Raw genomic sequence first — 23,988 nt, 5'->3', positions numbered from 1 at the left:
AGAAGATCGCGCAAAATTGTTTACTGTCACCAACAGCAGGTGCGCCAGAACGGGCACCATACGACACCGGGGTCAGACCGCCGATTCGAACGATGTCGAATCGGCGCTCTGACCCCGGTTAGGCAATACGGAAGGATCTGGGGTCAGGTCGTCAGGTTTTGCGCCCAGGCCAGTGCCGACAGGTGAGCCTTGTTGACGTCCACCGGCGCGATGTTGATCGACTTGGCCAGCGAGGCCACCAGCTGCGAGTTGAGCTCGCACGCTTCGGCCAGCGCCAGGTAAGGCCCGTACGCGCCGCCACGGGTCAGCAGCGCGCGCACCACTTCATCGGGCAGCTGGATGGTGTCGAGCACTTCCTTCATCGACAGGCCCAGCAGGCGGTCGAGCAGGGAGAACATGCCGGTCATGAACAGGTTTTCGCTTTCGCTGCGTGGCAAGCCCTTGTTGCCGAGCAGTTCGGTCAGGCGACCGCGCACCACCGCCGTTTCCATCAGCACCGGCGAGTAGCCGCTGGTGCTGGCCGTGGCCAGCAACAGGGTCAGCCAGCGGTACATCGGCGAGTACCCAAGCATGGTGATGGCCTGGCGCAGCGATTGAATCTCGCGCCCGACTCCGAAACCGGCCGAGTTGATGAAACGCAGCAGCTTGTACGAGAGCGCCGGATCGCGCTTGAGCACGCTTTCGATCTTGGGAATGTCTTCGTTCTTTTGCACCATCTGCATCAGTTGCAGGATGATGGTCTGGGCCGGGTTCAGGCCCTTGACGGGAATCCCTGGCCTTGGCGTCAGGTGCAGCTTGCCGACGAAGGCGTCCAGGCCGAGCGCGGCGCAGGCGTCGAAGTCGGCCCAGGTGGTGACCGGACGGCCGACCATGCGCACCGACGATTGCTTGGCGGCGGCATAGGTGCGGGCCTGGGCCGCCACGTCGGCGCCCGAGAAGCGCACTTCGATGTAGGAGGCGCTCATGCCGAGGTTCTTGCCGAGGTGGGCCAGGTCGCCGTCGCGCACCGAAATGCCGACGCCGCCGGCGCGCAAACCCTGCACCGCGGCCAGCGTGTCCGGATCGGCCAGGTCGGAAGCCTTCATGGTCAGCACCGTGCGCTCGGGCGGCATGGCGAACAGGGCGTCGGTCGAGAGCATGTTCGGGACCGCGTCCAGGAACAGGACCTTGTCTTTCAGCAGCCAGCCGTGCTCGTCGTCATTGACGTTTTCGGCGACGAAGCCGATCAGCGATTCGAGCTCCTCGTCGGTGACGGGCTCGCCTTCGTGGTGCTGCCAGGATAATTCATAACCGATCACGCGCTGCTTCGGATCGAGCAGGGGTTCGCGGACGATAAAGTTTGATTCGTGCATTGTATGGGTCGTTTAGGTAATGCCATGCGAAAGCGGGGCAATGCGCCCCGCCGCCAGCTGAAAAATGCCAGCCAGCTTAAAAGCCCAGACTGTCCAGCAGATCGTCGACCTGGCCCTGGTTCGATACCACGTCGTGCCGGGTAGGGTCGATCTGCGGGCCATTGAGCAGCCCGTTGTCGTATTCGCGCTTGACCTCGGCCGGCGCAAAATCGACCAGCATCTGCACCAGTTGCTGTTCCAGGTTGCGGGTAATGGTGGTCACCTTGGTGATCACCTGCCCGGTCAGGTCCTGGAAGTCCTGGGCCATCATGATGTCCATGAGGTAGCCCTTGGTGGCGCTGCTGGCCGTGCGCGCCTCGGCCATGGCGGCCATGCTGCGTGCGGCCAGCGCGCGCCATTCGGCGTCGCTGGTGGCCGGCGCGTCGAGCAGCGCCTGCCATTCGGCCGTCAGGCTGGCCGCGTCGCCGTCGATCCGGTCCTGCAGCGGTCCGGCCGCTTCGGTCGCGGTGAGCACCTTTTGCGCAGCCTGTTCCGACAGCCGCGCGACGTAGTCGAGACGGTCGCGCGCATCCGGAATGTCGCTGGCGGCTTTTTCGATCAGCTTGTCCAGGCCCAGGCCGCGCAGGCTCTCGTGCAGCGCGCGCGTCATGTGCCCGATCCGGCTGAGGAACTCGTCGTGGACGCCCGGCTCGTCCGAGCCTGCGGCCGACGTGCCCGCGCCTGCGCTGAGGTGCTCGCTCATGGTCATGCTCCGCTTTTTTCGAGCTTCTCGAAAATCTTGTTCAGCTTTTCATCGAGCGTGGCCGCGGTGAACGGCTTGACGACGTAGCCGTTCGCGCCCGCCTGGGCGGCAGCGATGATGTTCTCTTTCTTGGCCTCGGCCGTGACCATCAGCACCGGCAGCTTGGCCAGCGCGGGGTCGGCGCGGATGTTCTGCAGCATGGTCAGGCCATCCATATTCGGCATGTTCCAGTCCGAGACCACGAAGTCGAATGTTTCGCTGCGCAGCTTGGCCAGCGCCATGACGCCGTCTTCCGCCTCGTCGACGTTGGCATAACCCAGTTCTTTCAACAGATTACGCACGATGCGGCGCATCGTGGAGAAATCGTCAACAACTAAAAAACGCATCTTTGGATCGGCCATTAAATTACTCCGTTGATTCTCTTACTCTGGTTATTGACAGACTTCCCCGAAGGGGCGGAAGCAGACTAAAGGATAGCAGTTTTGTTGCCGTGAAGCGAATAAACGAGCAGCAAAAAGACAGTAATTCGGACCAAAGCGGATCAAACGCGCAACGCACGGCTGCCATGCGTTGCCAGATAGCCAAGGACCATGCCCGGCAGTGCGCTCAAGGCCCCCACTTCGTGGGTCCCGCCCATGGCGATCGCTTCGCGCGGCATGCCGAACACCACGCACGATGCCTCGTCCTGGGCGAAGTTGTAGGCGCCCGCCGTTTTCATTTCGAGCATGCCGGCCGCGCCGTCCTTGCCCATGCCGGTCAGGATCACGCCCACCGCATTTTTACCGGCCGCCTGGGCCGCCGAGCGGAACAGCACGTCGACCGACGGCCGGTGCCGGTTGACCGGGTCGGTCTGCTCGATGCGCGTGATGTAGTTCGCGCCCGAACGCGCCAGCAGCAGGTGCGAGTGGCCGGGCGCGATGTAGGCATGCCCGGGCAGGACGCGCTCGTCGCCGGCCGCTTCGCGCACGCTGATCTTGCACAGGGTGTCGAGACGGCGCGCGAACGAGGTGGTGAACCCTTCCGGCATATGCTGGGCGATCAGGATGCCGGGGCAGTCGGACGGCATCTGCATCAGGAATTCGCGGATCGCTTCGGTGCCGCCGGTGGAGGCGCCGATGATGATCAGTTTTTCCGAGGAGGTGAGCGGATTGCGCAGGGCCGGCAGCGCGCCGGCCGCCTTGTCGGCGCTGACGGTGCGCGGCTTGATGCGCGCCTTGGAGGCGGCGCGGATCTTGTCCGAGATCAGGTCGGTGTACTCGCGCATGCCGCTCTGGATCGAGATCTTCGGCTTGGTCACGAAGTCGACCGCGCCCAGTTCCAGCGCGCGCATGGTGATTTCGGAGCCGCGCTCGGTCAGCGAGGACACCATCACCACCGGCATCGGGCGCAGGCGCATCAGCTTTTCGAGGAAGTCGAGGCCGTCCATCTTGGGCATCTCGACGTCGAGCGTGAGCACGTCCGGGTTGGTCTGCTTGATCAGTTCGCGCGCCACCAGCGGATCGGGCGCCACGCCCACCACTTCCATGTCCGGCTGGCTGGAGATGATCTCGCTCATGACGCTGCGGATCAGCGCCGAGTCGTCCACGATCAACACTTTGATCTTCATATTGGGCTTTCAGTATTGAGGACGGAAGGTTAGAACAGATCGATCTCGCCGCCCACCGGTTCGACCTTGAGGCGGCTGGCGTAATCGAGTTCGCGCCGCGCCAGGGTGTCGTTATGGGTCTGCATCAGCTTCTTGACCAGCACCTTGCCGGTGCGCGGGAAAAAGTACACCTTACGCGGCCAGATGTCGTTCAGGTCTTCGGCCACCACGCGCATCTTTTCGGTCTTCAGGAAGTTCATCACGAAGGCCGCATTGCGTTCGCCCACGTTAATCGCGGTGAAGCCGCGCAGCACCGCGCCGCCGCCGAACACTTTCGCTTCCATGTTCTCGCGCCGCGCGCCGGCCTTGAGCAGGTCGTTGATCAGCACTTCCATGGCGTAGGTCCCGTAGCGCATCGAGGCCGAGATCGGGCTGTTCGGATCGCTGCCGCCGTCCGGCAGCATGAAGTGGTTCATGCCGCCCAGGCCCGAGACCTTGTCGCGGATGCAGGCCGACACGCACGAACCGAGCACCGTCACGATCAGCATGTCCTTGGGCGTGTAGTAGTACTCGCCCGGCAGGATCTTGGCCGCGTCGCAGTCGAAGGTACGGTCGTAATACACATTGGTTGCGAATTGCTCTTTGATTTCGATAGCCATGTTCAATTCTCAGTTCGGTGCGGGTCGCGTCAAGGGCGGCGACCATCGAGTTCGTACACGGTTTTCCCACGCAGCTTGAGCGACTCCGAGACATACAAAAAATTCTCGGAGTGGCCGGCGAACAGCAGTGCATCGGGCTTCATCAGCGGCACGAAGCGCGACAGGATCTTGCGCTGGGTCGCCTTGTCGAAATAGATCATGACGTTACGGCAGAAAATGACGTCGAACGGGCCCTTGAGCGGCCAGCCGTCGCCCAGCAGGTTGAGCTGCTTGAAGGTGATCAGCTGGCGCAGTTCCTGGCGCACCCGCACCATGCCGGCCTGGTCGCCCTTGCCGCGCAAGAAAAAGCGCCTGGCGCGTTCCGGATCCATCTTGTCGATGCGGTCGATCGCGTACACGCCCTGGGCGCCGGTGGCCAGCACATTGGTGTCGATGTCGGTGGCGATGATCTGCACCGGCGGCGTGAGCGTGTTGAACGCTTCGCACACGGTCATGGCGATCGAATACGGTTCTTCCCCGGTCGACGCGGCCGAGCACCAGATCTGGATCGGGTGCTCGCGCACCTTCTTCACATGCTCGGCCAGCAGCGGGAAATGGTGCGCTTCGCGGAAAAAGGAGGTCAGGTTGGTGGTCAGGGCGTTGGTGAACGACTCCCATTCCTCGCCCAGGCGCCCCGCTTCCAGGTCGTCCAGGTAGCGCCCGAACGAGACGATGCCGGTCGCGCGCAGGCGCCGCGCCAGGCGGCTGTAGACCATTTCCTGCTTGCTGTCGGCCAGCGAGATGCCGGCGCGCTGGTAGATCAGCGCGCGCACCCGCTCAAAATCACTTTTGGTGAAGTTGAATTCCTTGACGGTGTCGGTTTTCGTTTGCGTCACTGCTTCACCCTGTGTTTTTCATTGGACTGCGCATGCGGCCCGGTGGCCGCCGCGCTTAAAACTCTTCCCAGTCGTCGCCGGGGGCCGAGGCGGGCACCTTCTTCGGCTTGGGCGGCGCCGCCGGCGCCGGCTTGGCCACCGCCACCACCGCGCGCGAGACGCTCTTCGGCGCGGCAGGCGCGGCGCGCACCGGCGCCGCCACGTGCGCCTTGCGCTCGTCGCCGCTGAGCTTGAAGATGCTCACGGCGGCGGCCAGCAACTGCGCCTGTTCCTGCATGCTCTCGGCGGCCGCCGCGGCTTCCTCGACCAGGGCCGCGTTCTGCTGCGTCATTTCGTCCATCTGGGTGATGGCCTGGTTGACTTCTTCGATGCCGTTGCTCTGTTCCTGGGTGGCGGCGGTGATCTCGCCCATGATGTCGGCCACCTGCTTGATCGAGGTCACGATCAGGTCCATGGTCTGGCCGGCTTCGTCCACCAGCTTGCTGCCGGCATCGACCTTGTCGACCGAGTCGCCGATCAGCGACTTGATTTCCTTGGCCGCACCGGCCGAGCGCTGCGCCAGGTTGCGCACTTCGGACGCCACCACCGCGAAGCCGCGACCCTGTTCGCCGGCGCGCGCCGCCTCGACCGCGGCGTTCAGCGCCAGGATGTTGGTCTGGAAGGCGATGCCGTCGATGACGCCGATGATGTCGACGATCTTGCGCGAGCTTTCCTTGATCGAGCCCATTGTATCGACAACCTGCGACACCACGGCGCCGCCCTTGACGGCCACCGACGACGCCGACACGGCCAGCTGGTTGGCCTGGCGCGCATTGTCGGCATTCTGCTTGACGGTGGAGGTCAGTTCTTCCATCGAGCTGGCGGTTTCTTCGAGCGAACTGGCCTGCGATTCGGTGCGCGAGGACAGGTCGGCGTTGCCGGACGCGATTTCCTGCGAGGCGACCGTGATCATCTCGGTCCCCGAGCGCACGTCGCCCACGGTTTTCGAGAGGCTGTCGTTCATGTCTTTGAGCGCCTGCAGCAGCTCGCTGGTTTCGTCCTGGCCTTCGACCCGGATCTCGGAAGTCAGTTCGCCGGCGGCGACCTTCTTGGCCACGCTCACGGCGCCCAGCAGCGGGATGGCGATCGAACGGGTAATCACCAGCGCGCACACCACGCCCAGCGCCACGGCCAGGGCGCACACCACGAACATGATCATGCCCACGCGCTGGTCGGCCTCCACCGATTTTTTCAGGAAGTCGTCGGCTTCGACCTGCTGCTTGTCGACCAGTTTATTGAGCACGTCCAGGGTGCGCTGGTTGAGCGGGTCGATGCGGGTGGCGATCACCTTGGCCGCGCCTTCGCTGTTAAAGGCCAGCACCTGGCCGATGGCTTCCTTGAAGGCGGCGTCGACTTCCTTGTCGAGCGCGGCGATGTCGGCCAGCAGCTTGGTCTCGGCTTCATCCAGGCCGGTCGCCTGCAGGCGCGCGCGCGCTTCCTCATAGCGCTTGCTCTGGGCCTTGACCTTGTCCTGCTCCTTCTGCATCAGCGCGACGTCGGACTGCAGGCCGATATTGCGCATGGCGATGCCGGTTTCGAGCATGGCGCTCTTCATGCTGGCCGCGTGCAGGTTCTGGGCGCTGGAACTGGCCAGGCCCGTCATCAGGCTGTTCTTGTTGCGCGAGTTGAGCACACTCGCCATCAACGCCATCGCGACCAGGATCAGCAGGATACTGCCGAATCCGAACGCCAGGCGCGTACCAATTTTAAAATCGCGCAGATTCATGTTTTCTCTCCTCGATGCTACGTAGGGACAGGGACGGCGGCTTCTGTCGAGCCGCTCGCTCCGGCGTTGCGGTCAATGCGTGGACGGCTGCGGTCCGGTGTCGGTCTTAAGGGGCCAGTTTTTAGGCGGCCCGTTTCTAAGCGGCCAGTTTTTCGATCAGGCCCATCTCGCCCGACGACATCAGCTTGTCGATGTCGATCAGGATCAGCATGCGCTCGTCCACGGTGCCCAGGCCGACCAGGTAGTCGGAACCGAAGGCGGTGCCCATTTCCGGGGCCGGCTTGATCTGCTCGGGGGTGAGCGTGGTCACGTCCGACACGCTGTCGACCACCATGCCCATGATGCGTCCGCCGATGTTGAGGATGATGACGACCGTGAACTGGTCGTACACCGGGGTGCCCAGGTTGAACTTGATGCGCATGTCCACCACCGGAATGATGATGCCGCGCAGGTTGATCACGCCCTTGATGAATTCGGGCGCGTTGGCGATGCGGGTGACCGCTTCGTAGCCGCGGATTTCCTGCACTTTCAGGATGTCGATCCCGTATTCTTCGGAGCCGAGCGTGAAGGCCAAAAATTCGCTGCCGGTGCCGTCCTTGACGTCGCCGTTCTTGGAGGAGTTGGAGGTCATTGACATGATAAATCCCTATCTGGTGGTGAAAATATGGTCAGGAGAAGATGGCGTCGTCGGCCAGCTGGCGCGATGAGCGCATCAGGGCCGTGACGTCGAGGATCAGCGAGACGCCGCCATCGCCCAGGATGGTGGCGCCGGAAATCCCGGTCACCTTGCGGTAATTCGATTCGAGGTTCTTGACCACGACCTGCTGCTGGCCGACCAGGTCGTCCACGAACAGTCCGGCCTTGCGCCCGTCCGATTCGAGGATCACGACGATCCCTTCGCACGGATTGGTAAAGCGCGGCTGAATGTCGAACATCTGGTACAGCGGGATCAGGGGCAGGTATTCGCCGCGCACCTTGATCACCGGGCCGCGCCCCGAAATTTCCTTGATGTCTTCCGGCGACGGCTGCAGCGACTCGACCACGAAGCCGAGCGGCAGGATGTAGACTTCCTCGCCGCAGCGGATCGACATGCCGTCCAGGATGGCCAGCGTGAGCGGCAGCGAAATCGAGATGGTGGTGCCGAAGCCCTTGGCCGAGCGGATGTCGACCGAGCCGCCCATGGCCATGATGTTGCGCTTGACGACATCCATGCCGACCCCGCGCCCGGACACGTCGGTGACGATTTCGGCGGTCGAGAAACCCGGCGCGAAGATCAGCTGCCAGACCTCGGCGTCGCTCATGTTGTCGTTCACGGCCAGGCCGTTCTGGGCCGCCTTGGCCAGGATCCGCTCGCGGTTCAGGCCAGCGCCGTCGTCCGACACTTCGATCACGATATTGCCGCCCTGGTGGCCGGCCGAGAGGAACAGGCGCCCCGCTTCGGTCTTGCCGGCGGCGGCGCGCGCGTCCGGCATTTCGATGCCGTGGTCGATACTGTTGCGCACCAGGTGGGTGAGCGGGTCGACGATGCGCTCGATCAGGCCCTTGTCCAGTTCGGTGGCGGCGCCGTTGGTGATGAAATCGACCTTCTTGCCCAATTTGGCGGCCAGGTCGCGCACCATGCGCGGAAAGCGCGAAAACACAAAGTCCATCGGCATCATGCGGATCGACATGACCGCTTCCTGCAGGTCGCGCGTATTGCGCGTGAGCTGGCTGACGCTATTGAGCAGGCGTTCGTGCACCATCGGGTCGAGCGCGTCGCTGCGCTGCTCGATCATGGCCTGGGTGATCACCAGTTCGCCGATCAGGTTGATCAGCTGGTCGACCTTTTCGATCGAGACCCGGATCGAGGACGATTCCGCGCCGGCGGCGGCATGCTTGTCGTCCTTCTTGGCGACGGCTTTTTTCTCGGCCGTTTCGCCGATCTCCAGTGGCTCGGCGCGCGCCGACGGCGCCGGCGCGGCGCTGGCCGCAGGGCTGCTCGCGGGCGCCACGATGCCGGCCGTGGCGCGGATATGTTCGATCGGCTGGAAGAAGCCGTAGCCGCGCTCCTCGTCGCTCTGTTCCTGGGCCGGGGCGTCGATCGGGTCGAAGAAGCCGTACCCCATGTCGTCTTCGACCTTGGCCCGTTCGCGGTCTTCGATGATCTGCTGTTCGGGCGTGAGCGCCGGCGCCTCGAAGATTTTCAGGTCGTCGGGGTTGAGCACGAACGAGCAGATCGCAATGATGTCGTCCAGCGACTCGTGGGTGGTGACGGTGATCGCATGACGGTCGCCCGGCAGCGGCATGACCGACACGCGCCCGAGCAGGCCCAGTTCGGCCGTCAGCGCATTGACGTCGCGCTGTTCGACATGCGGCATCTCGATGCGGAAGCGCCGTCCGCCGGTGCTGACATTGGCCTTGATCGAACTTTGCACGAACGAGGGCGCCGGCGGCGCCGCCACCGGCACCACGTCCTGCGAGAGCTCCTGCAGCATCATGCGCACATTGGCCACGGCGTCCTGGTCGACGTGGGCGCCGTTGCGGTGGCCGTCGAGCTGCATCTTGAGGATGTCCTTGGCCGCCAGGAAGGCGTCGACGTGTTCGGCGGTGAGCGCCATTTCGCCCTTGCGGATGCGGTCGAGCAGCGACTCCAGGAAGTGGGTCACCTCGGTCATGTCGTTCAGGCCGAACGTCGACGAACCGCCCTTGATCGAGTGGGCGGTACGGAAAATGGCGTTCAGGTCTTCCGGATCCGGCGACGCGACGTCGACGGCCAGCAGCAGACGCTCTTTTTCGGCCAGCAGTTCTTCGGCTTCATCGAAGAAGACCTGGAAAAACTGGCTTATGTCGATGGTCATGGTCGGACTCCGTGAATTTCGCGATGCATCATTGCGCGTGCTCCCACCCGTTTCATCAGCCGATGACTTTTTTGACGACTTCGATCAGGCGCTGCGGGTCGAACGGCTTGACCAGCCAGCCGTTGGCGCCGGCGGCGCGACCCTTGGTTTTCATTTCGTCGGACGATTCGGTGGTCAGCATCAGGATCGGCACCTTCTGGTACGCGGGCAGGCCGCGCAGCAGCTTGATCAGCGACAGGCCGTCCATGCGCGGCATGTTCTGGTCGGTCAGCACCAGGTCGACCGTTTGCTGCTTGGCTTTTTCGAGCCCGTCCTGGCCGTCGACCGCTTCCACCACGAGGTAGCCCGCGGCCTTGAGACTGAATGCCACCATCTGGCGCAGCGAACTGGAATCGTCGACTGCGAGTATTGTTTTAGCCATTTTTGCTCCTGCTTTTTTTAAATCGGGGGGGCACAGCGCCCATGATCATCGAGAGTGAACCTTAAAACAGTTCTATGTCACCACTTTCCAGATGCTGCTGATTGACTGCTTTTCTTAGTACACTGCGTAATTCGAGCGACTGGATCGCCAGCGCCATGCTGACCTTGCCGAGCAGTTCGACGATTTCCTCGCTGCCCGTTTCGGGCGCGATGTCGGCGCTGTGCGCGCCCAGCGTGCCCAGAAATTCGCGCAGGCCGGTCACGCGCTTGAGCGTGCGGTCGATCAGCTGGCTGGTCATGTCCTGGAACTGCATGCTGGTGATCGCGGTATTCACATGCGCGCCGATCTCGCCCGACATGGCGCCCAGGCGCGCGCTGTCTTCCGCGCTCGGCGTGCCGCCGGCCAGCAGCAGGTTGATGGTGTCCTGCTGGGCCCCGACGGCGGTGTGGATCGCCATGAAGCTGCTGGTGAGCTTGTCGATGGCCTCTTCCAGCAGCAGATGGGTCTGGAGCAGATCGGTTTCGACTTCCGTCAAGTGCTTCTTGCCGTGATCCGACACGCCCGACAGCAAGCGCTTCACGTGCGAGCCCAGTATTTTCTTTCTTGTCATACGCCCTCTCCCCTATCTTCCCTGGCCATCATGGCGCCGCCTTCGGTGCCGCCGGTGCCTGTCCGGCTGGCGCAGCCGGCGCCGCGCCCGGCTGCTCCGGCACGTCCATCGAGGCGCCGTCGCGCATGACCGCTTCTTCCGTGCGCTTGTTCATGACGATGATGCTGATGCGCCGGTTGGCCGCGCTGAACGGATCCTGGCGGTCGAGCGGCGCCGCCGCGGCCAGCCCCACCACGCGCAGGATCTTGGCGTCGCTCATGCCGCCGATGACCAGTTCGCGGCGCGAGGCATTCGCGCGGTCGGCCGACAATTCCCAGTTGCTGTAACCGGTGTCGCTCATGTACGGCGTCGAATCGGTATGGCCCGACAGGCCGATCCGGTTCGGCACCTCATTGAGCACGATGCCGATCACGTGCAGGATGTCGCGCGTATACGGCTGCAGTTCGGCCTTGGCCAGGTTGAACATGGGCCGGTTCAATTCGTCCACGATCTGGATCCGCAAGCCTTCGCTGGTGATGTCGAGCAGCAGCTGGTTCTTGTACTTCTTGAGCAGCGGATTGGCTTCGATGGTCGCTTCGAGCTTGGCCTTGAGGGTCTTCAGGCGCTCCGCCTCGGCCGCTTCCAGCACCGCCTTGGCCGCCTTCAGGTCGTAGGTCTTCTTGTCCGGGTTGTCGCCGCGCTTGACCTGGCCGGTGCGGCGCGACAGGTCCTGGCCGCCGCCCTGCAGGATCGAGGAACTGTCGCCGCTGCCCGAGCCGCCCGCCAGCGCCACCTTCAGCGGGGTCTGGAAGAATTCGGAGATGCCGTTCAGATCGCCCTTGCTGGTCGAGCCCAGCAGCCACATCAGCAGGAAGAAGGCCATCATCGCCGTCACGAAGTCGGCGTAGGCGATCTTCCAGGCGCCGCCGTGGTGGCCGCCGGCGGTCTTTTTGATGCGCTTGACGATAATCGGGCGCAGGCCTTCATCGGACATGGGCGCTCCGTCTGGTCGGCATCATGCAGGGGGAAAAGTGGCTGCGCATGATGGGCTTACTTGCTCTTCGATTTCTTGATGTGCTCTTCCAGCTCGGCGAAGGTCGGCCGCTCGGTCGAATACAGCACCTTGCGCCCGAATTCCACCGCCAGCGCCGGCGCGTAGCCGTTCAGGCTGGCCAGCAGGGTCACTTTCACGCACTGGAACATCTTGGTCGACTCTTCCAGCTTTTGTTCGAGCAGGCTGGCCAGCGGGCCGACGAAGCCGTAGGCCAGCAAGATGCCGAGGAAGGTACCGACCAGCGCCTTGGCGATCAGGATCCCCAGTTCGGCCGGCGGAATCCCGACCGACTCCATGGTGTGCACCACGCCCATCACCGCCGCCACGATGCCGAAGGCCGGCAAGCCGTCGCCCAGCTTGGCGATGCAATGGGCCGGGACCGCGCCTTCGTGGTGGTGCGTTTCAATTTCGTTATCCATCAGATTTTCAATCTGGAAGGCGTCCATATTTCCCGATACCATCAAACGCAGATAATCGGTCATGAATTCGACAATATGGTGGTCGGCCAGCACGCCGGGGTATTTGGAAAACACCGGGCTTTGTTCCGGGTTTTCGATATCGCCTTCGATCGACATCAAGCCTTCCTTGCGCACTTTGGAAAGGACGTCGAACAGCAGCGACATCATTTCCATGTACAGGTCCTTGGTATACCGCGACCCCTTGAACAGCCCGGGAATGGCCTTGAGCGTGGCCTTGATCGATTTGCTATTATTGCCGACGAAGAAAGCGCCGAAAGCCGCACCGCCGATCATCACCAGTTCGAGCGGCTGGAACAGCGACGCGAGGTGGCCGCCGGAGGCGGCAAAGCCGCCGAAGACCGAACCGCAAACGATGATGTATCCGAGTATGACTAACAAGTGCGCTGACTCCCAAGTTGGAAAGAGCCCGGGCAGCGCCCGACGTTTTAAAGAAAACAACGCCAATATATGAATGGCAATGAATGCTGTCGTTTCTTTAAATGGCTCGATTCATTTAATTTACATACGGAACTACAATAGCCTGAGACGGCCCGAGCGGCAAGGAAAACCCTGCCGTCTGTCTCCTAAAAGTGCCATCCGTAGAGGGGCGCGCCACGCCCTGTAGGCATAAGAATAATATCCGGCGATTTTTCCGTTATCAGAAACTCATAACTGAGCAAAATGCTACCGGGACGCATCTCTTTCGATGCCTTGTTCCATAAACCGCTCATTGCCGCCGGCGACAGATAAGCGAACACCGCATCGTAGTTACTTAAATCAAGATTGTCGTAATCGCCACGCACAAAACGGGCACGACTTCCCGTAAAACGCGCGCGCAGAAAACTCGCCAGCCAGGGCAGCGGGGCCAGCTCGATGCCGACGAAACGCGACTCCGGACGGCGGCGCGCCATCTCCATCGTGAAGCCGCCCAGGCCGCTGCCGATATCGATCACCAGCAGCGGTTTGCCCTTGGGCAGCAGCTGGTCGACTTCATTCCACACCCACTTGGCGGACGGGTAGTACGGCACCTGGGTGCGGAAGGTCGACCAGTACAGCGCCAGCAGGAACAGGAACAGGCCCAGGAACAGCAGCGGAGGAATGTCGAGCCTGAGCGCGCCCGTCAGCGCCAGCGGAAACACCAGCTGAATGCCGAGCCACCACACGGCCAGGCCGCGCAGGCGCGTCAGCGCGCAGGCGGCGATGCCCTGGATCAGGGCCGCGTCGGCGTAGGACAGGGCGGCGCCGGCGCGCGCCAGCAGGAAGACGATGAGCAGGGTGAGCGGAAAGGCCAGGCATTGCAGCAGCAGCGCCTGCACGGCGGGGGCGCGCCAGATGCGGCGAAGGGCAAGGCTTGCGCCCTGCCCTTCGGGAGAGGTCCGGGAGCTGCGCCGGCTCACGCGTTGAGCAGGGCTGTCGCGGCGCTGTCGGCATCCTTCGCCTGCCTGGCCTCCTTGGCCTCCCTGGCATCCTTGGCGTCCCTGGCATCCTTCACCTTCTTGGTCTTGCCGGCGCGCGAAGGCATGTTGCACAGGCCGCATTGATAAGCGTGGTTCAGGTCGAGGCAATCGACCACGAACTTGCCCTGGCATTTGTCGCAGGGGGCCATGGCCAGCATTTTGCTCTGGAAGAAACGCACCAGTGTCCACGCGCGCGTCAGCGACAGCAGCGGTTCGACACCGGGTTCGGGCGGCATTTGTTCGAGGTACAGCTTGTAGGCCTTCATGACCGCCTGGATGCCCGTGGCACCGGCGTGGTCGACCAGGAATTTATGGATATTGATGAACAGCGAGGCGTGGATATTCGGTTGCCAGGTGAGGAACCAGTCGGTCGAGAAAGGCAGCATGCCCTTCGGCGGCGAGACGCCCTTGAGTTCCTTGTACAGCTTGAGCAGGCGTTCGCGCGAGAGCGCCACTTCGGTCTCCAGCAACTGCAAGCGGGCGCCCAGGTTGATCAGCTCCATGGCCAACTGGATTTCCTGGGCTTCCGATACCACGCTTTTCTTGGACATGACGGCTCCCGATGCTGTTTTTGTCTGCGACGGCGGCAACAAAGACACGGTGCTCAGACGATTTCTTCGACCGCCTGGCCGGCCATCAGGATGGCGGCGTGGGACTGGGCGAGGACGCGGTCTTTGCTGTTGCTGGTCAACATCGACAGAATAGCACTATCGTCGAAGCGGAAGCGCGCCAGCATCATGTTGCCGCCGGCCAGCTTCAGGATCTGGGAATTGCTCATGTTTTCGATCAGTTCGGCGATGTCCGCCGAAATCCCGAGACGGAAGATCGCGGTCACTTTGTCGGCGCGGATCATCTGCTGGGCGAGCATCAGGTAGCTCAGGTTCGCATCACGAATTTCAGCCATCATGTCGTTCGCAGTCATTTTCCGTCTCCTTCAATCCGTTGAAATCTGGCGCTGTGTTCGTATTGCCAGTGAGATAGATTCTGACTGTACAGCAACAATACGAGAATAGGCGCGCGCCTGTATTTTGGGTGAGGTACAGATGAGGCAAGTCCGTAGGTGTTCGTCCTACGAACCCTGCCGGATCATGGTCGCGCCCCTATGAAACCGGGGCGGAAAAGCTGATTGTGGGGCGCTGGGTAACTGACCCGTCGACGCGGATTTTCTGGCGTCGTGTACCGGTTACGTCAAGCTTTTGAAGAACTTGAGGGTTTTTTTAAAATAATTTGAAAATAAATTCAAACAACTGGAAATCTCGTCGAACTCCCCCGTGTCTGACTCGGTAACGGCGGCCAAACGGGGAACTTGAGGGACGCTCTGCATTTATTTTAAAAATATTTTCTTGCCTTTATTGAATGCGTGTCACAGATACAACAATCTGCGACCCCGCGCGAAAGCCGGAGGCGTATGTACCTGCCGCCGCGGACGGCGCTCACCGCCGTGGGACCCGTTCACGCTGGCGAAGGTGTTGGTCAGGCGCCACCGTATTGGCAAGGGTATCGTCGGGCGCCGCAGCGGGAGAAAGCAAAATGGCGACCGCGCCGGCCACCTGGGGCGCCGCCTGCGACGTGGCGGACCGGACATCGCCGTTACCCGTGTCGAAGGCGTCGCGCAGTGCGTACTCGCGCAGGAAATCGGCATCGGCACCGCTCAGCGACGAACGCACCTGGCGCGTCGCCTTTCCGGCAATGGTTTACGCCCGCGAGCAGCGGCTGCCCTTGGCGCCCGAATCTTGTTACACTCCCGCATTGGCCCAAATTACATGAAGCCTAAAGTATATTGAAGGTAAACGATGAACCGTAACGACTGCCTTGCCCTGGACGCCGGCGACGCCCTCGCCCCGCTGCGCCAGCACTTCGACCTGCCCGAGGGCGTGATCTACCTCGACGGCAACTCGCTGGGCGCCCGTCCGCGCGCCGCGCTGGCGCGCGCCCAGGACGTCATCGCCCGCGAATGGGGCCGCGACCTGATCACCAGCTGGAACACGGCCGGCTGGTTCGACCTGCCCAAGCGCCTGGGCGACCGCCTGGCCCCGCTGATCGGCGCGGGCGCCGGCGAAGTCGTCGTCAACGACACCACCTCGCTCAACCTGTTCAAGGCGCTGGCGGCGGCCCTGCACATGCAATCCGCAAAGACGGAGCGCAAGGTGATCGTCACCGAGCGCGGCAACTTCCCCACCGACCTGTACATGGCCCAGGGCCTGACCAGCTGGCTCGACCGCGGCTACCAGGTACGCCTGGTCGACTCGAGCGAGCAACTCGCGGACGCCATCGGGCCCGACTGCGCGGTCGTCATGCTCACCCACGTGAACTACCGCACCGGCTACCAGCACGACATGGCCGCCATGAGCCGCCACGCGCACGAGCAGGGCGCGCTGATCCTGTGGGACCTGGCCCACTCGGCCGGCGCCGTGCCGGTCGACCTGCGCCGCGACGGCGCCGACCTGGCGGTCGGCTGCACCTATAAATACCTCAACGGCGGCCCCGGCGCGCCAGCCTTCATCTGGGTGCCCGAGCGCCACCAGGCGGCGTTTACCCAGCCGCTGTCGGGCTGGTGGGGCCATGCCCGGCCGTTCGCCATGGCGCCGGAATTCGAAGCGACCGCCGGCATCGGGCGCGCCCTGTGCGGCACCCAGCCGATCGTCTCGCTCACCCTGGTCGAATGCGGGCTGGAGGTGTTCGAGCGGACCGGCATGCACGCCATCCGCGCCAAGTCGCTGGCCCTGACCGACCTGTTCATCGCCCTGGTGGAAGAGCGCTGCGCCAGCCACCCGCTCGGCCTGGCCACCCCGCGCGAACATGCACGGCGCGGCAGCCAGGTCAGCTTTACCCATCCGCACGGCTACGCGGTGATGCAGGCCCTGATCGCGCGCGGCGTCATCGGCGACTACCGCGAGCCGGCCATCATGCGCTTCGGCTTCACGCCGCTGTACACCAGCTTTGCCGACGTGTGGGACGCGGTCGAGATCCTGCGCCGGATCCTCGACGAGCGCGCCTACGATGTCGCCGCCAGCCGCGGCGCAGTCACCTGATCCAGCAGCCTGAAAGAGACTATGTCCGAAGAAGCAAAATGCCCGGCCCAATGGCACGGCGCCAAGATGGATTTCAGCGAAGCGATGAGCTATGGCGACTACCTGGGGCTCGACCAGATCCTCAACGCCCAGCATCCGCGCTCGCCCAACCACAATGAAATGCTGTTCATCGTGCAGCACCAGACCAGCGAACTGTGGCTCAAGCTGATGCTGCACGAACTGCAGGCGGTGCGCACCAAGCTGCGCGCCGGCGAACTGCCGCCCGCCTTCAAGATGCTGGCGCGGGTGGCGCGCATCATGGACCAGCTGGTGCATGCCTGGGACGTGCTGGCCACCATGACGCCGCCCGAATACACGGCCATCCGCCCCTTCCTGGGCGCCTCCTCGGGCTTCCAGTCGCACCAGTACCGCGAACTCGAATTCCTGCTCGGGAACAAGAACGCCGCCCTGCTGAACGTGCACCAAAGCGCACCCGCCGCGCACGCCGTGCTCGAGCGCGAACTGCGCGCGCCGTCCGTGTACGACGAAGCGGTGCTGCTGCTGGCGCGCAGCGGCTTTTCCATCGCGCCCGAACGCCTGAACGCCGACTGGACCCTGCCCACGCAGGCCGACCAATCGGTCAAGGCGGCCTGGCTGGCGGTCTACCAGGACCCGGCGCGCCACTGGGCCCTGTACGAACTGGCCGAAAAGCTGGTCGACATGGAGACCGCCTTCCGCTTCTGGCGCTTCCGCCACGTGACCACGGTCGAACGCATCATCGGCTTCAAGACCGGCACCGGCGGCACGGCCGGCGTGAGCTACCTGCGCAAGATGCTCGACGTGGTGCTGTTTCCCGAACTGTTCGCGCTGCGCACCGCGCTGTAAACCGCGCAAGAGACACTGCCCGGCCGAACTTGCCGTAAGTCAGTGTTTCTTCCACGCCGCGTGACGGAAACCTTTCCATTGACTTCAGCAAGGCGCTGATGTCAAATAGGCCACGGTCACCTGAAAACGATTTCACACATAAATCCGGGACCGCAGCGGCGCCACGCGCGCCGACCGCACCGCGATGGCAGCAAGCCCGATCCCGCCACGGCCCGTCGCCGCCTCGCTCACCGACATCGATTCAGGAGACACCAGCGATGAGCATCACCCTCAGCAAAGCAGCATTGCGCCCCACTTCGCGCAACCCCATCACCCGCCTGGCTGCCGCCCTGGCCCTGGCGCTGTGCGCCGGCGCCGCGCTGGCCGACGTGCCGGCGCTCTCGGTCAGCGGCAACCAGGTGCTGGTCGGCGGCAAACCGGGCAGCATCAGCGGCAGCAGCATGTACTGGTCCAACACCGGCTGGCCCGGCGAACGCTTCTACAACGCCGGCGCGGTCGGCTGGCTCAAGGACGACTGGAAGGCCAGGCTGGTGCGCGCCGCCATGGGCGTGGAAGACAATGGCGGCTACATCCAGTTCCCGGCCGCGAACAAGGCGCGCGTCAAGGCCGTGGTGGATGCCGCCATCGCCAAGGACATGTACGTCATCATCGACTGGCATTCGCACTACGCCTTCCGCCACCAGAACGAAGCGATCGCCTTCTTCCAGGAGATGGCGCGCACCTACGGCAACAACAAGCACGTCATCTACGAGATCTACAACGAACCGAAGGACGACGTCACCTGGGACGCCAACGTCAAGCCGTACGCGCAGGCGGTGATCGCGGCGATCCGCGCGATCGATCCCGACAACCTGATCATCGTCGGCTCGCCGCACTGGTCGCAGGACGCCGACGTCGCTTCGCGCAACCCGATCACGGGCCATACCAACATCGCCTACACCCTGCACTTCTACGCCGGCACCCACGGCCAGTTCTTGCGCGACAAGGCCGCCACCGCCATGAACAACGGCCTGGCCCTGTTCGTGACCGAATGGGGCTCGGTCAACGCGGACGGCAACGGCGGGGTGAACTACCCCGAAACCAACGCCTGGATCGACTTCATGAAGAAGCACAATCTGAGCAACGCCAACTGGGCGCTGGACGATGCGCGCGAGGGCTCGGCCAGCCTGGTGCCGGGCGCCAGCGCCACCGGCGGCTGGGCCGACTGGGACCTGACCGAATCGGGCAAGCAGGCGCGCGAGACGGTGCGCAACTGGCCCGGGACGCAGGACGGCGGCTGCGCCACGGCCACGGTGCCGTCGACCATCCAGGCCGAAGCCTGGTGCCAGATGAGCGGCGTGCAGCTGGAAAGCACCAGCGACGCGGGCGGCGGCCAGAACGTCGGCTACATCGACAGCGGAGACTGGATGAACTACACGGTCGACGTGCCGTCGGCCGGCCTGTACACGGTCTCGTACCGCGTGGCCAGCGCCAGCGGCGGCGGCAGCATCAGCCTGGAACGGGCCGGCGGCAGCCCGGTGTTCGGCACCAGGACGGTGGACGCCACCGGCGGCTGGCAAACCTGGCGCACCATCTCGCACGATGTCCAGCTCCCGGCCGGCAAGCAGTCGATCGGCATCGCGGCCAGGGCCGGCGGCTTTAACCTGAACTGGATCGGCATCGCCCCGGCCGGCTCGGGCGGGCAGATCGCGCTGATCCAGGCCGAAGACCACGCCAGCATGAGCGGCGTGGAGTCGGAACAGACCAGCGACGCGGGCGGCGGCAGGAACGCCAGCCATATCGATACCGGCGACTGGATGTCGTACACCAACGCCCCGGTGACGATACCGGAAAGCGGCACCTACACCATCGAATTCCGGGTCGCCAGTCCGGGCGGGGGCGAACTGAGTTTCGAAGAAGCCGGCGGCAAGCCGACCTACGCCACGGTGGCGCTGCCGGCCACGGGCGGCTGGCAGAACTGGGCCTCGGTCAACCGCACCGTGACCCTGTCGGCCGGCAGCCACTCCTTCGGCGTCTACGCGAAACAGGGCGGCTGGAACCTGAACTGGATCAAGGTGAGCAAGGGCGCGCGCTAAGCGGCCCGGCCAGCGCGGCGGCGCGCCTTTAGTCGTACAATCGACGCAATCGAACGAGCGACAACGGAGGATGCATGGATTGCGATGTACTGACTTTGGCGGGGATCTGGAATTCGGGCCCGTCGCACTGGCAAACCCACTGGGAACAGCGCAACCCCAAGTGGAAGCGGGTCGCCCACCGCGACTGGAACAATCCCGATTGCCGCGAGTGGGTCGATGAACTCGACGCCGCGATTGCGATGAGCGAAGGGCCGCCGATCCTGGTGGCGCACAGCCTGTCGTGCGGGCTGGTGGCGCATTGGGCGCGATCGGAGTCGGCGCTCGGTATCGGCGGCGCGTTCCTGGTGGCGCCGGCCGATGCCGAAGGGCCCTCGTTTCCGTCCGAGGCGGTGGGGTTTGCACCGATGCAGCTGCACAAGCTGCCGTTTCCGAGCATCGTGGTGGCCAGCACCAACGATCCCTACGTGTCGATCGAACGCGCCCGCGCGTTTGCCCAGGCGTGGGGCAGCCGCTTCGTCGAGATTGGCGAGGCGGGGCATATCAATGGGGATAGCGGCTACGGGGAGTGGCCGGAGGGGGAAAAGCTGCTGGGGGAGTTGTGCGGGCAGGTAAAGGGGTAGGACGCTCACGCTAAAGCCAACTGGCGCTACCCTCAAACCGTCGTTCCCGCGCAGGCGGGAACGACGGTGTTAAATACAACGATCAATACAGAACTACTTCGCCCCGGCCAGCAGCATGTCGTTCAAGCGCTTCACGAACGTGGCCGGATCGCTGAGCGAACCTCCTTCGGCCAGCAGCGCCTGGTCGAACAGGATGTGCGCCCAGTCGCCGAACTGCGCGCTTGCCGCGTCTTCGTTCTTCAGGCGCGTCACCAGCGGGTGGTTCGGATTGATCTCCAGGATCGGCTTCGATTCCGGCGCACTCTGCCCCGCCGCCTTCAGCATGCGCAGCAGGTTACCCGACAGCTCGTTCTCGTCGGCCACCAGGCAGGCCGGCGAATCGGTCAGGCGGAACGTCACGCGCACGTCCTTGGCCTTCTCGCCCAGCGCGGTCTTCATGCGCTCGACCAGTTCCTTGTACGAGGTTTCGGTTTCTTCGTGTTCCTTCTTCTCGGCCTCGTCTTCCAGGCCGCCCAGGTCCAGGCCGCCCTTGGCCACCGACACCAGTTCCTTGCCATCGAACTCGGTCAGGAACGACAGCATCCACTCGTCGACGCGGTCGGTCATCAACAGCACTTCCACGCCCTTCTTGCGGAAGATTTCGAGGTGCGGGCTGTTCCTGGCAGCGGTGTAATTGTCGCCGGTGACGTAGTAGATCTTCTCCTGGCCTTCCTTCATGCGGCCGATGTAGTCGGCCAGCGAGGTGGCCTGGTCGGCATTGTCGCTGGCCGTCGATGCGAAGCGCAGCAGCTTGGCGATGCGTTCGAGGTTGGCCGCGTCTTCGCCGATGCCTTCCTTGAGCACCTGGCCGAATTCCTTCCAGAAGGTGGTGTACTTGTCCTTCTTTTCCTGCTCGTCGGCGTTGGCCAGTTCTTCCAGCATGCCCAGCACGCGCTTGGTCGAGCCTTCGCGGATCACCTTCACGTCGCGCGACTCCTGCAGGATCTCGCGCGAGACGTTCAGCGGCAGGTCGTTCGAATCGATCACGCCCTTGATGAAGCGCAGGTAGGCCGGCATCAGCTGCTCGGCATCGTCCATGATGAACACGCGCTTGACGTACAGCTTGATGCCGCCGCGCTTGTTGCGGTCCCACAGGTCGAACGGCGCGTGGCTCGGCACGTACAGCAGCTGGGTGTATTCGCTGCGGCCCTCGACCCGGTTGTGGGTGTGGGTCAGCGGCGCCTGGAAGTCGTGCGAGACGTGCTTGTAGAATTCCTCGTACTGCTCGGGCGTGATGTCGTTCTTGTTGCGGGCCCACAGGGCGCTGGCCTGGTTGACCGTCTCGACTTCGTCCTTGAGCACCGTTTCGCTCTTCTCGGCGTCCCACTCGTCCTTCTGCATCACGATCGGCAGCGAGATGTGGTCCGAGTACTTGCGGATGATGGCTTTCAGCTTCCAGCTCGACAGCAGCTCGTCCTCGCCTTCGCGCAGGTGCAGGATGATGTCGGTGCCGCGCGAAACTTTCTCGATCGCTTCGACGCTGTAATCGCCCTCGCCCGCCGATTCCCAGCGCACGCCTTCGGATGCGTCGGCGCCGGCGCGTCGCGTTTCGACCGTGATGCGGTCGGCCACGATGAAACCGGAGTAAAAGCCCACGCCGAACTGGCCGATCAGGGCCGCGTCGGCCTGCTGGTCGCCGGACAGCTTGCCGAAGAACTCCTTGGTGCCCGACTTGGCGATGGTGCCCAGGTGCGAAATGACTTCATCGCGGCTCATGCCGATGCCGTTGTCGGAAATGGTGACCGTGCGGGCGGCCTTGTCGAAGGCGACGCGGATCTTCAGTTCGTGGTCGTTGCCGTACAAGGCGTCGTTATTGATCGCCTCGAAGCGCAGCTTGTCGGCGGCGTCGGAGGCGTTCGAAATCAACTCGCGCAGGAAGATCTCCTTGTTCGAGTACAGGGAGTGGATCATCAGTTGCAGCAACTGTTTTACTTCTGCTTGAAAACCAAGGGTTTCTTTTTCGGCAACAGCCATTTTTAGTCCTCGTGTAAGACGGGTTGAACGGATTGGGCAGAAATGGGGGTGTTCCGGGCGATTTCAAGGCCCGCGAACTCAGCGGCCCAGTTCGCGGGCCAGGAATTCCCACACGCCCGGTTCCTGCGCGGTCGCCACATTGATGCGCATGCGGGTCGAGGGCAGCTGGCTGGGGGAAAACAGCGCGCCCGGGGCCAGCAGCAGGCCGGCGGCCAGGGCGCGTTCGGCCAGGGGAATGGTGTCGATGCCGGTGTCGGTCCAGACGAACATGCCGGCCGGCGGGGCGGTGTCGATGCTCAGGCCGGCCTTTTCCATCTGGCGCACGGTGCGCGCGCGCACCGCGTCGAGGCGGCCGCGCAGGCGGTCCGCGTGCTTGCGGTACAGGCCTTCGGAAAGCACCTTGTAGACCACGCGCTCGCCGATATCGCTGGTGGTCAGGGTGGCCAGCATCTTGCGGTCGCACAGGCGCTGCGCCCATTCCGGCGACGTGGCGATGAAGCCGACCCGCAGGTTGGCCGCCAGCGACTTGGAAAAGCCGCCCAGGTAAATCACCCGTTTGAGCTGGTCCAGCGCCGCCATGCGCGTGGCCGGCTGCACCGCGCTGCCGGGATGCAGGTCGCAGTAGATATCGTCTTCGACGATGGTGAACCCGTGTTCCTCGGCCAGACGCAGCACCTGGAAGGCCTTGGCCGCCGACAGCGAGGTGGAGGTCGGGTTATGCAGCACCGAATTGATCACGTACAGCTTGGGCCTGTGCAGGGCCGCCATGGCCGCCAGCTGCGCGATATCGGGACCGTCGGCCAGGCGCGCGATGCCGACGACCTTCAGGCCCATCGCCGCGAAGGCGCCGAACATCAGGAACCAGGCCGGATCGTCGACAAAAATGGTGTCGCCCGGACGCGTGAACTCGCGCGCCACCAGGTCCAGGGCCTGGGTCACGCCGACGGTGGTGACGAACTGCTCGGGGGCGGCGTCGATTTCGAGTTCCGCCAGTTTCAGCTGGAGCTGCTGGCGCAGCGGCAGGAAGCCCTGCGGCAGGCCATAGTTGACCAGCAGCGCCCCGCTCTGGCGGCTCACCGCGCGCAGGGCGTTGGCGATCATCGGGCCGTCCAGCCATTCGGACGGCAGCACGCCCGAGCCGGGCACGCGCTGCGACTGGGCCGGGCGGAACATGTTCCGGATCAGCCAGACCACGTCGAGCGGCTTGGCTTCCAGCGCGGCCGGCGGCGCATCCGGCATCGAGCGTTCGCCGGCGTTGAGGGGCGAGCGCTCGCGCACGAAGAAGCCGGCGCCGCGGCGCGATTCCACATAGCCCCTGGCCACCAGCTTGTCGTAGCTGGCCACCACCGTGAAGCAGGACACGCCGTGGGTCGCCGCGAACTGGCGGATCGAGGGCATGCGCGCGCCGCTGCGCAGCAGCTTGTCGTCGATGCGGCTGGCGACCGAGCGCACGATCTGGTCGATCAGCGTTTCGCCGGAACCGCGCGTGAGCAGGCCGATCGCGGGATTGCCTGGACTTGTATTGGTCATGACACCGTCACAGTATGCGTAATTATATGGTTAAGTGTACAGGTACTGTACTGGTGTTCT

At 63.8% G+C, this 23,988-nt stretch carries 23 protein-coding genes; 4 read left to right on the top strand and 19 right to left on the bottom strand.

What is annotated here, in order from left to right; genetic code table 11:
- Positions 1-143: 143 nt before the first annotated feature.
- The 17 genes from EJB06_RS16845 to EJB06_RS16765 all read right to left on the bottom strand — a co-directional run bounded on the left by EJB06_RS16845 (position 144) and on the right by EJB06_RS16765 (position 15,461).
- The gene (locus tag EJB06_RS16845) at positions 144-1,352 is read right to left on the bottom strand and encodes an EAL and HDOD domain-containing protein (protein WP_126075188.1); all 1,209 of its coding nucleotides are present in this window, start codon (positions 1,350-1,352) and stop codon (positions 144-146) included.
- A gap of 76 nt (positions 1,353-1,428) precedes the next feature.
- Positions 1,429-2,094 (bottom strand): protein phosphatase CheZ, encoded by a 666-nt coding sequence (gene cheZ / locus EJB06_RS16840; protein WP_126075187.1) that lies wholly within the window; start codon positions 2,092-2,094, stop codon positions 1,429-1,431.
- Positions 2,095-2,096: 2 nt separating this feature from the next.
- Complete coding sequence (gene cheY, locus EJB06_RS16835) at positions 2,097-2,495, bottom strand: chemotaxis response regulator CheY (RefSeq protein ID WP_054267179.1); 399 nt, start codon at positions 2,493-2,495, stop codon at positions 2,097-2,099.
- Positions 2,496-2,635: 140 nt separating this feature from the next.
- Entirely contained in the window at positions 2,636-3,700 is a 1,065-nt protein-coding gene (locus EJB06_RS16830) for a protein-glutamate methylesterase/protein-glutamine glutaminase (RefSeq protein ID WP_126075186.1), read from the bottom strand.
- Between the two features lie 29 nt (positions 3,701-3,729).
- Positions 3,730-4,338, bottom strand: a complete 609-nt coding sequence (gene cheD, locus EJB06_RS16825; RefSeq protein WP_198420850.1) for a chemoreceptor glutamine deamidase CheD — start codon at positions 4,336-4,338, stop codon at positions 3,730-3,732.
- Between the two features lie 29 nt (positions 4,339-4,367).
- Positions 4,368-5,213, bottom strand: coding sequence for a CheR family methyltransferase (locus tag EJB06_RS16820; RefSeq protein WP_126075185.1), 846 nt, complete (start codon positions 5,211-5,213; stop codon positions 4,368-4,370).
- 55 nt (positions 5,214-5,268) lie between these two features.
- Entirely contained in the window at positions 5,269-6,978 is a 1,710-nt protein-coding gene (locus EJB06_RS16815; protein WP_126075184.1) for a methyl-accepting chemotaxis protein, read from the bottom strand.
- 136 nt (positions 6,979-7,114) lie between these two features.
- On the bottom strand, positions 7,115-7,615 hold the full coding sequence (locus tag EJB06_RS16810) for a chemotaxis protein CheW (RefSeq protein ID WP_370660134.1): 501 nt from the start codon (positions 7,613-7,615) through the stop codon (positions 7,115-7,117).
- Positions 7,616-7,646: 31 nt separating this feature from the next.
- Positions 7,647-9,815, bottom strand: coding sequence for a chemotaxis protein CheA (gene cheA / locus EJB06_RS16805; RefSeq protein WP_126075183.1), 2,169 nt, complete (start codon positions 9,813-9,815; stop codon positions 7,647-7,649).
- Positions 9,816-9,870: 55 nt separating this feature from the next.
- The gene (locus EJB06_RS16800; RefSeq protein WP_054267173.1) at positions 9,871-10,236 is read right to left on the bottom strand and encodes a response regulator; all 366 of its coding nucleotides are present in this window, start codon (positions 10,234-10,236) and stop codon (positions 9,871-9,873) included.
- 61 nt (positions 10,237-10,297) lie between these two features.
- Positions 10,298-10,846 carry a chemotaxis protein gene (locus EJB06_RS16795; RefSeq protein WP_126075182.1) on the bottom strand — a complete coding sequence of 183 codons (549 nt, stop codon included), beginning with the start codon at positions 10,844-10,846 and terminating at the stop codon, positions 10,298-10,300.
- 28 nt (positions 10,847-10,874) lie between these two features.
- On the bottom strand, positions 10,875-11,819 hold the full coding sequence (motB, locus tag EJB06_RS16790; protein ID WP_126075181.1) for a flagellar motor protein MotB: 945 nt from the start codon (positions 11,817-11,819) through the stop codon (positions 10,875-10,877).
- 56 nt (positions 11,820-11,875) lie between these two features.
- On the bottom strand, positions 11,876-12,736 hold the full coding sequence (gene motA / locus EJB06_RS16785) for a flagellar motor stator protein MotA (protein WP_126075180.1): 861 nt from the start codon (positions 12,734-12,736) through the stop codon (positions 11,876-11,878).
- A gap of 185 nt (positions 12,737-12,921) precedes the next feature.
- Positions 12,922-13,653 (bottom strand): class I SAM-dependent methyltransferase, encoded by a 732-nt coding sequence (locus tag EJB06_RS16780; protein WP_198420852.1) that lies wholly within the window; start codon positions 13,651-13,653, stop codon positions 12,922-12,924.
- 77 nt (positions 13,654-13,730) lie between these two features.
- Positions 13,731-14,345, bottom strand: coding sequence for a flagellar transcriptional regulator FlhC (flhC, locus tag EJB06_RS16775; protein ID WP_126075178.1), 615 nt, complete (start codon positions 14,343-14,345; stop codon positions 13,731-13,733).
- 53 nt (positions 14,346-14,398) lie between these two features.
- Positions 14,399-14,716, bottom strand: coding sequence for a flagellar transcriptional regulator FlhD (flhD, locus tag EJB06_RS16770; protein WP_126075177.1), 318 nt, complete (start codon positions 14,714-14,716; stop codon positions 14,399-14,401).
- 511 nt (positions 14,717-15,227) lie between these two features.
- The gene (locus EJB06_RS16765; RefSeq protein ID WP_126075176.1) at positions 15,228-15,461 is read right to left on the bottom strand and encodes a hypothetical protein; all 234 of its coding nucleotides are present in this window, start codon (positions 15,459-15,461) and stop codon (positions 15,228-15,230) included.
- Positions 15,462-15,587: 126 nt separating this feature from the next.
- Here EJB06_RS16765 and kynU point away from each other — a divergent pair, with 126 nt between their 5' ends.
- The 4 genes from kynU (at position 15,588) to EJB06_RS16745 (ending at position 20,385) form a co-directional block, all read left to right on the top strand.
- Positions 15,588-16,826: a kynureninase gene (gene kynU / locus EJB06_RS16760; RefSeq protein ID WP_126075175.1), complete on the top strand. Its 1,239-nt coding sequence runs from the start codon at positions 15,588-15,590 to the stop codon at positions 16,824-16,826.
- Positions 16,827-16,847: 21 nt separating this feature from the next.
- Positions 16,848-17,690: a tryptophan 2,3-dioxygenase gene (gene kynA / locus EJB06_RS16755; RefSeq protein ID WP_126075174.1), complete on the top strand. Its 843-nt coding sequence runs from the start codon at positions 16,848-16,850 to the stop codon at positions 17,688-17,690.
- Positions 17,691-17,947: 257 nt separating this feature from the next.
- A complete protein-coding gene (locus EJB06_RS16750) occupies positions 17,948-19,765 on the top strand; it encodes a cellulase family glycosylhydrolase (RefSeq protein WP_126075173.1) in 1,818 nt (605 codons plus the stop codon).
- A gap of 74 nt (positions 19,766-19,839) precedes the next feature.
- Complete coding sequence (locus EJB06_RS16745) at positions 19,840-20,385, top strand: RBBP9/YdeN family alpha/beta hydrolase (RefSeq protein ID WP_126075172.1); 546 nt, start codon at positions 19,840-19,842, stop codon at positions 20,383-20,385.
- Positions 20,386-20,478: 93 nt separating this feature from the next.
- Here the strand turns inward: EJB06_RS16745 and htpG are convergent, their stop codons facing one another.
- Both htpG and EJB06_RS16735 read right to left on the bottom strand, forming a co-directional pair.
- Entirely contained in the window at positions 20,479-22,398 is a 1,920-nt protein-coding gene (htpG, locus tag EJB06_RS16740; RefSeq protein ID WP_126075171.1) for a molecular chaperone HtpG, read from the bottom strand.
- A gap of 78 nt (positions 22,399-22,476) precedes the next feature.
- Positions 22,477-23,928 (bottom strand): aminotransferase-like domain-containing protein, encoded by a 1,452-nt coding sequence (locus tag EJB06_RS16735; protein WP_126075170.1) that lies wholly within the window; start codon positions 23,926-23,928, stop codon positions 22,477-22,479.
- Positions 23,929-23,988 lie beyond the last annotated feature (60 nt).

Origin of the sequence: Massilia atriviolacea, assembly GCF_003953935.1 — a bacterium.
GTDB lineage: Bacteria > Pseudomonadota > Gammaproteobacteria > Burkholderiales > Burkholderiaceae_D > Telluria_A > Telluria_A atriviolacea.
The sequence above is the reverse complement of the archived record's forward strand: the minus strand, read 5'-3'. Positions and strand labels throughout refer to the sequence as shown.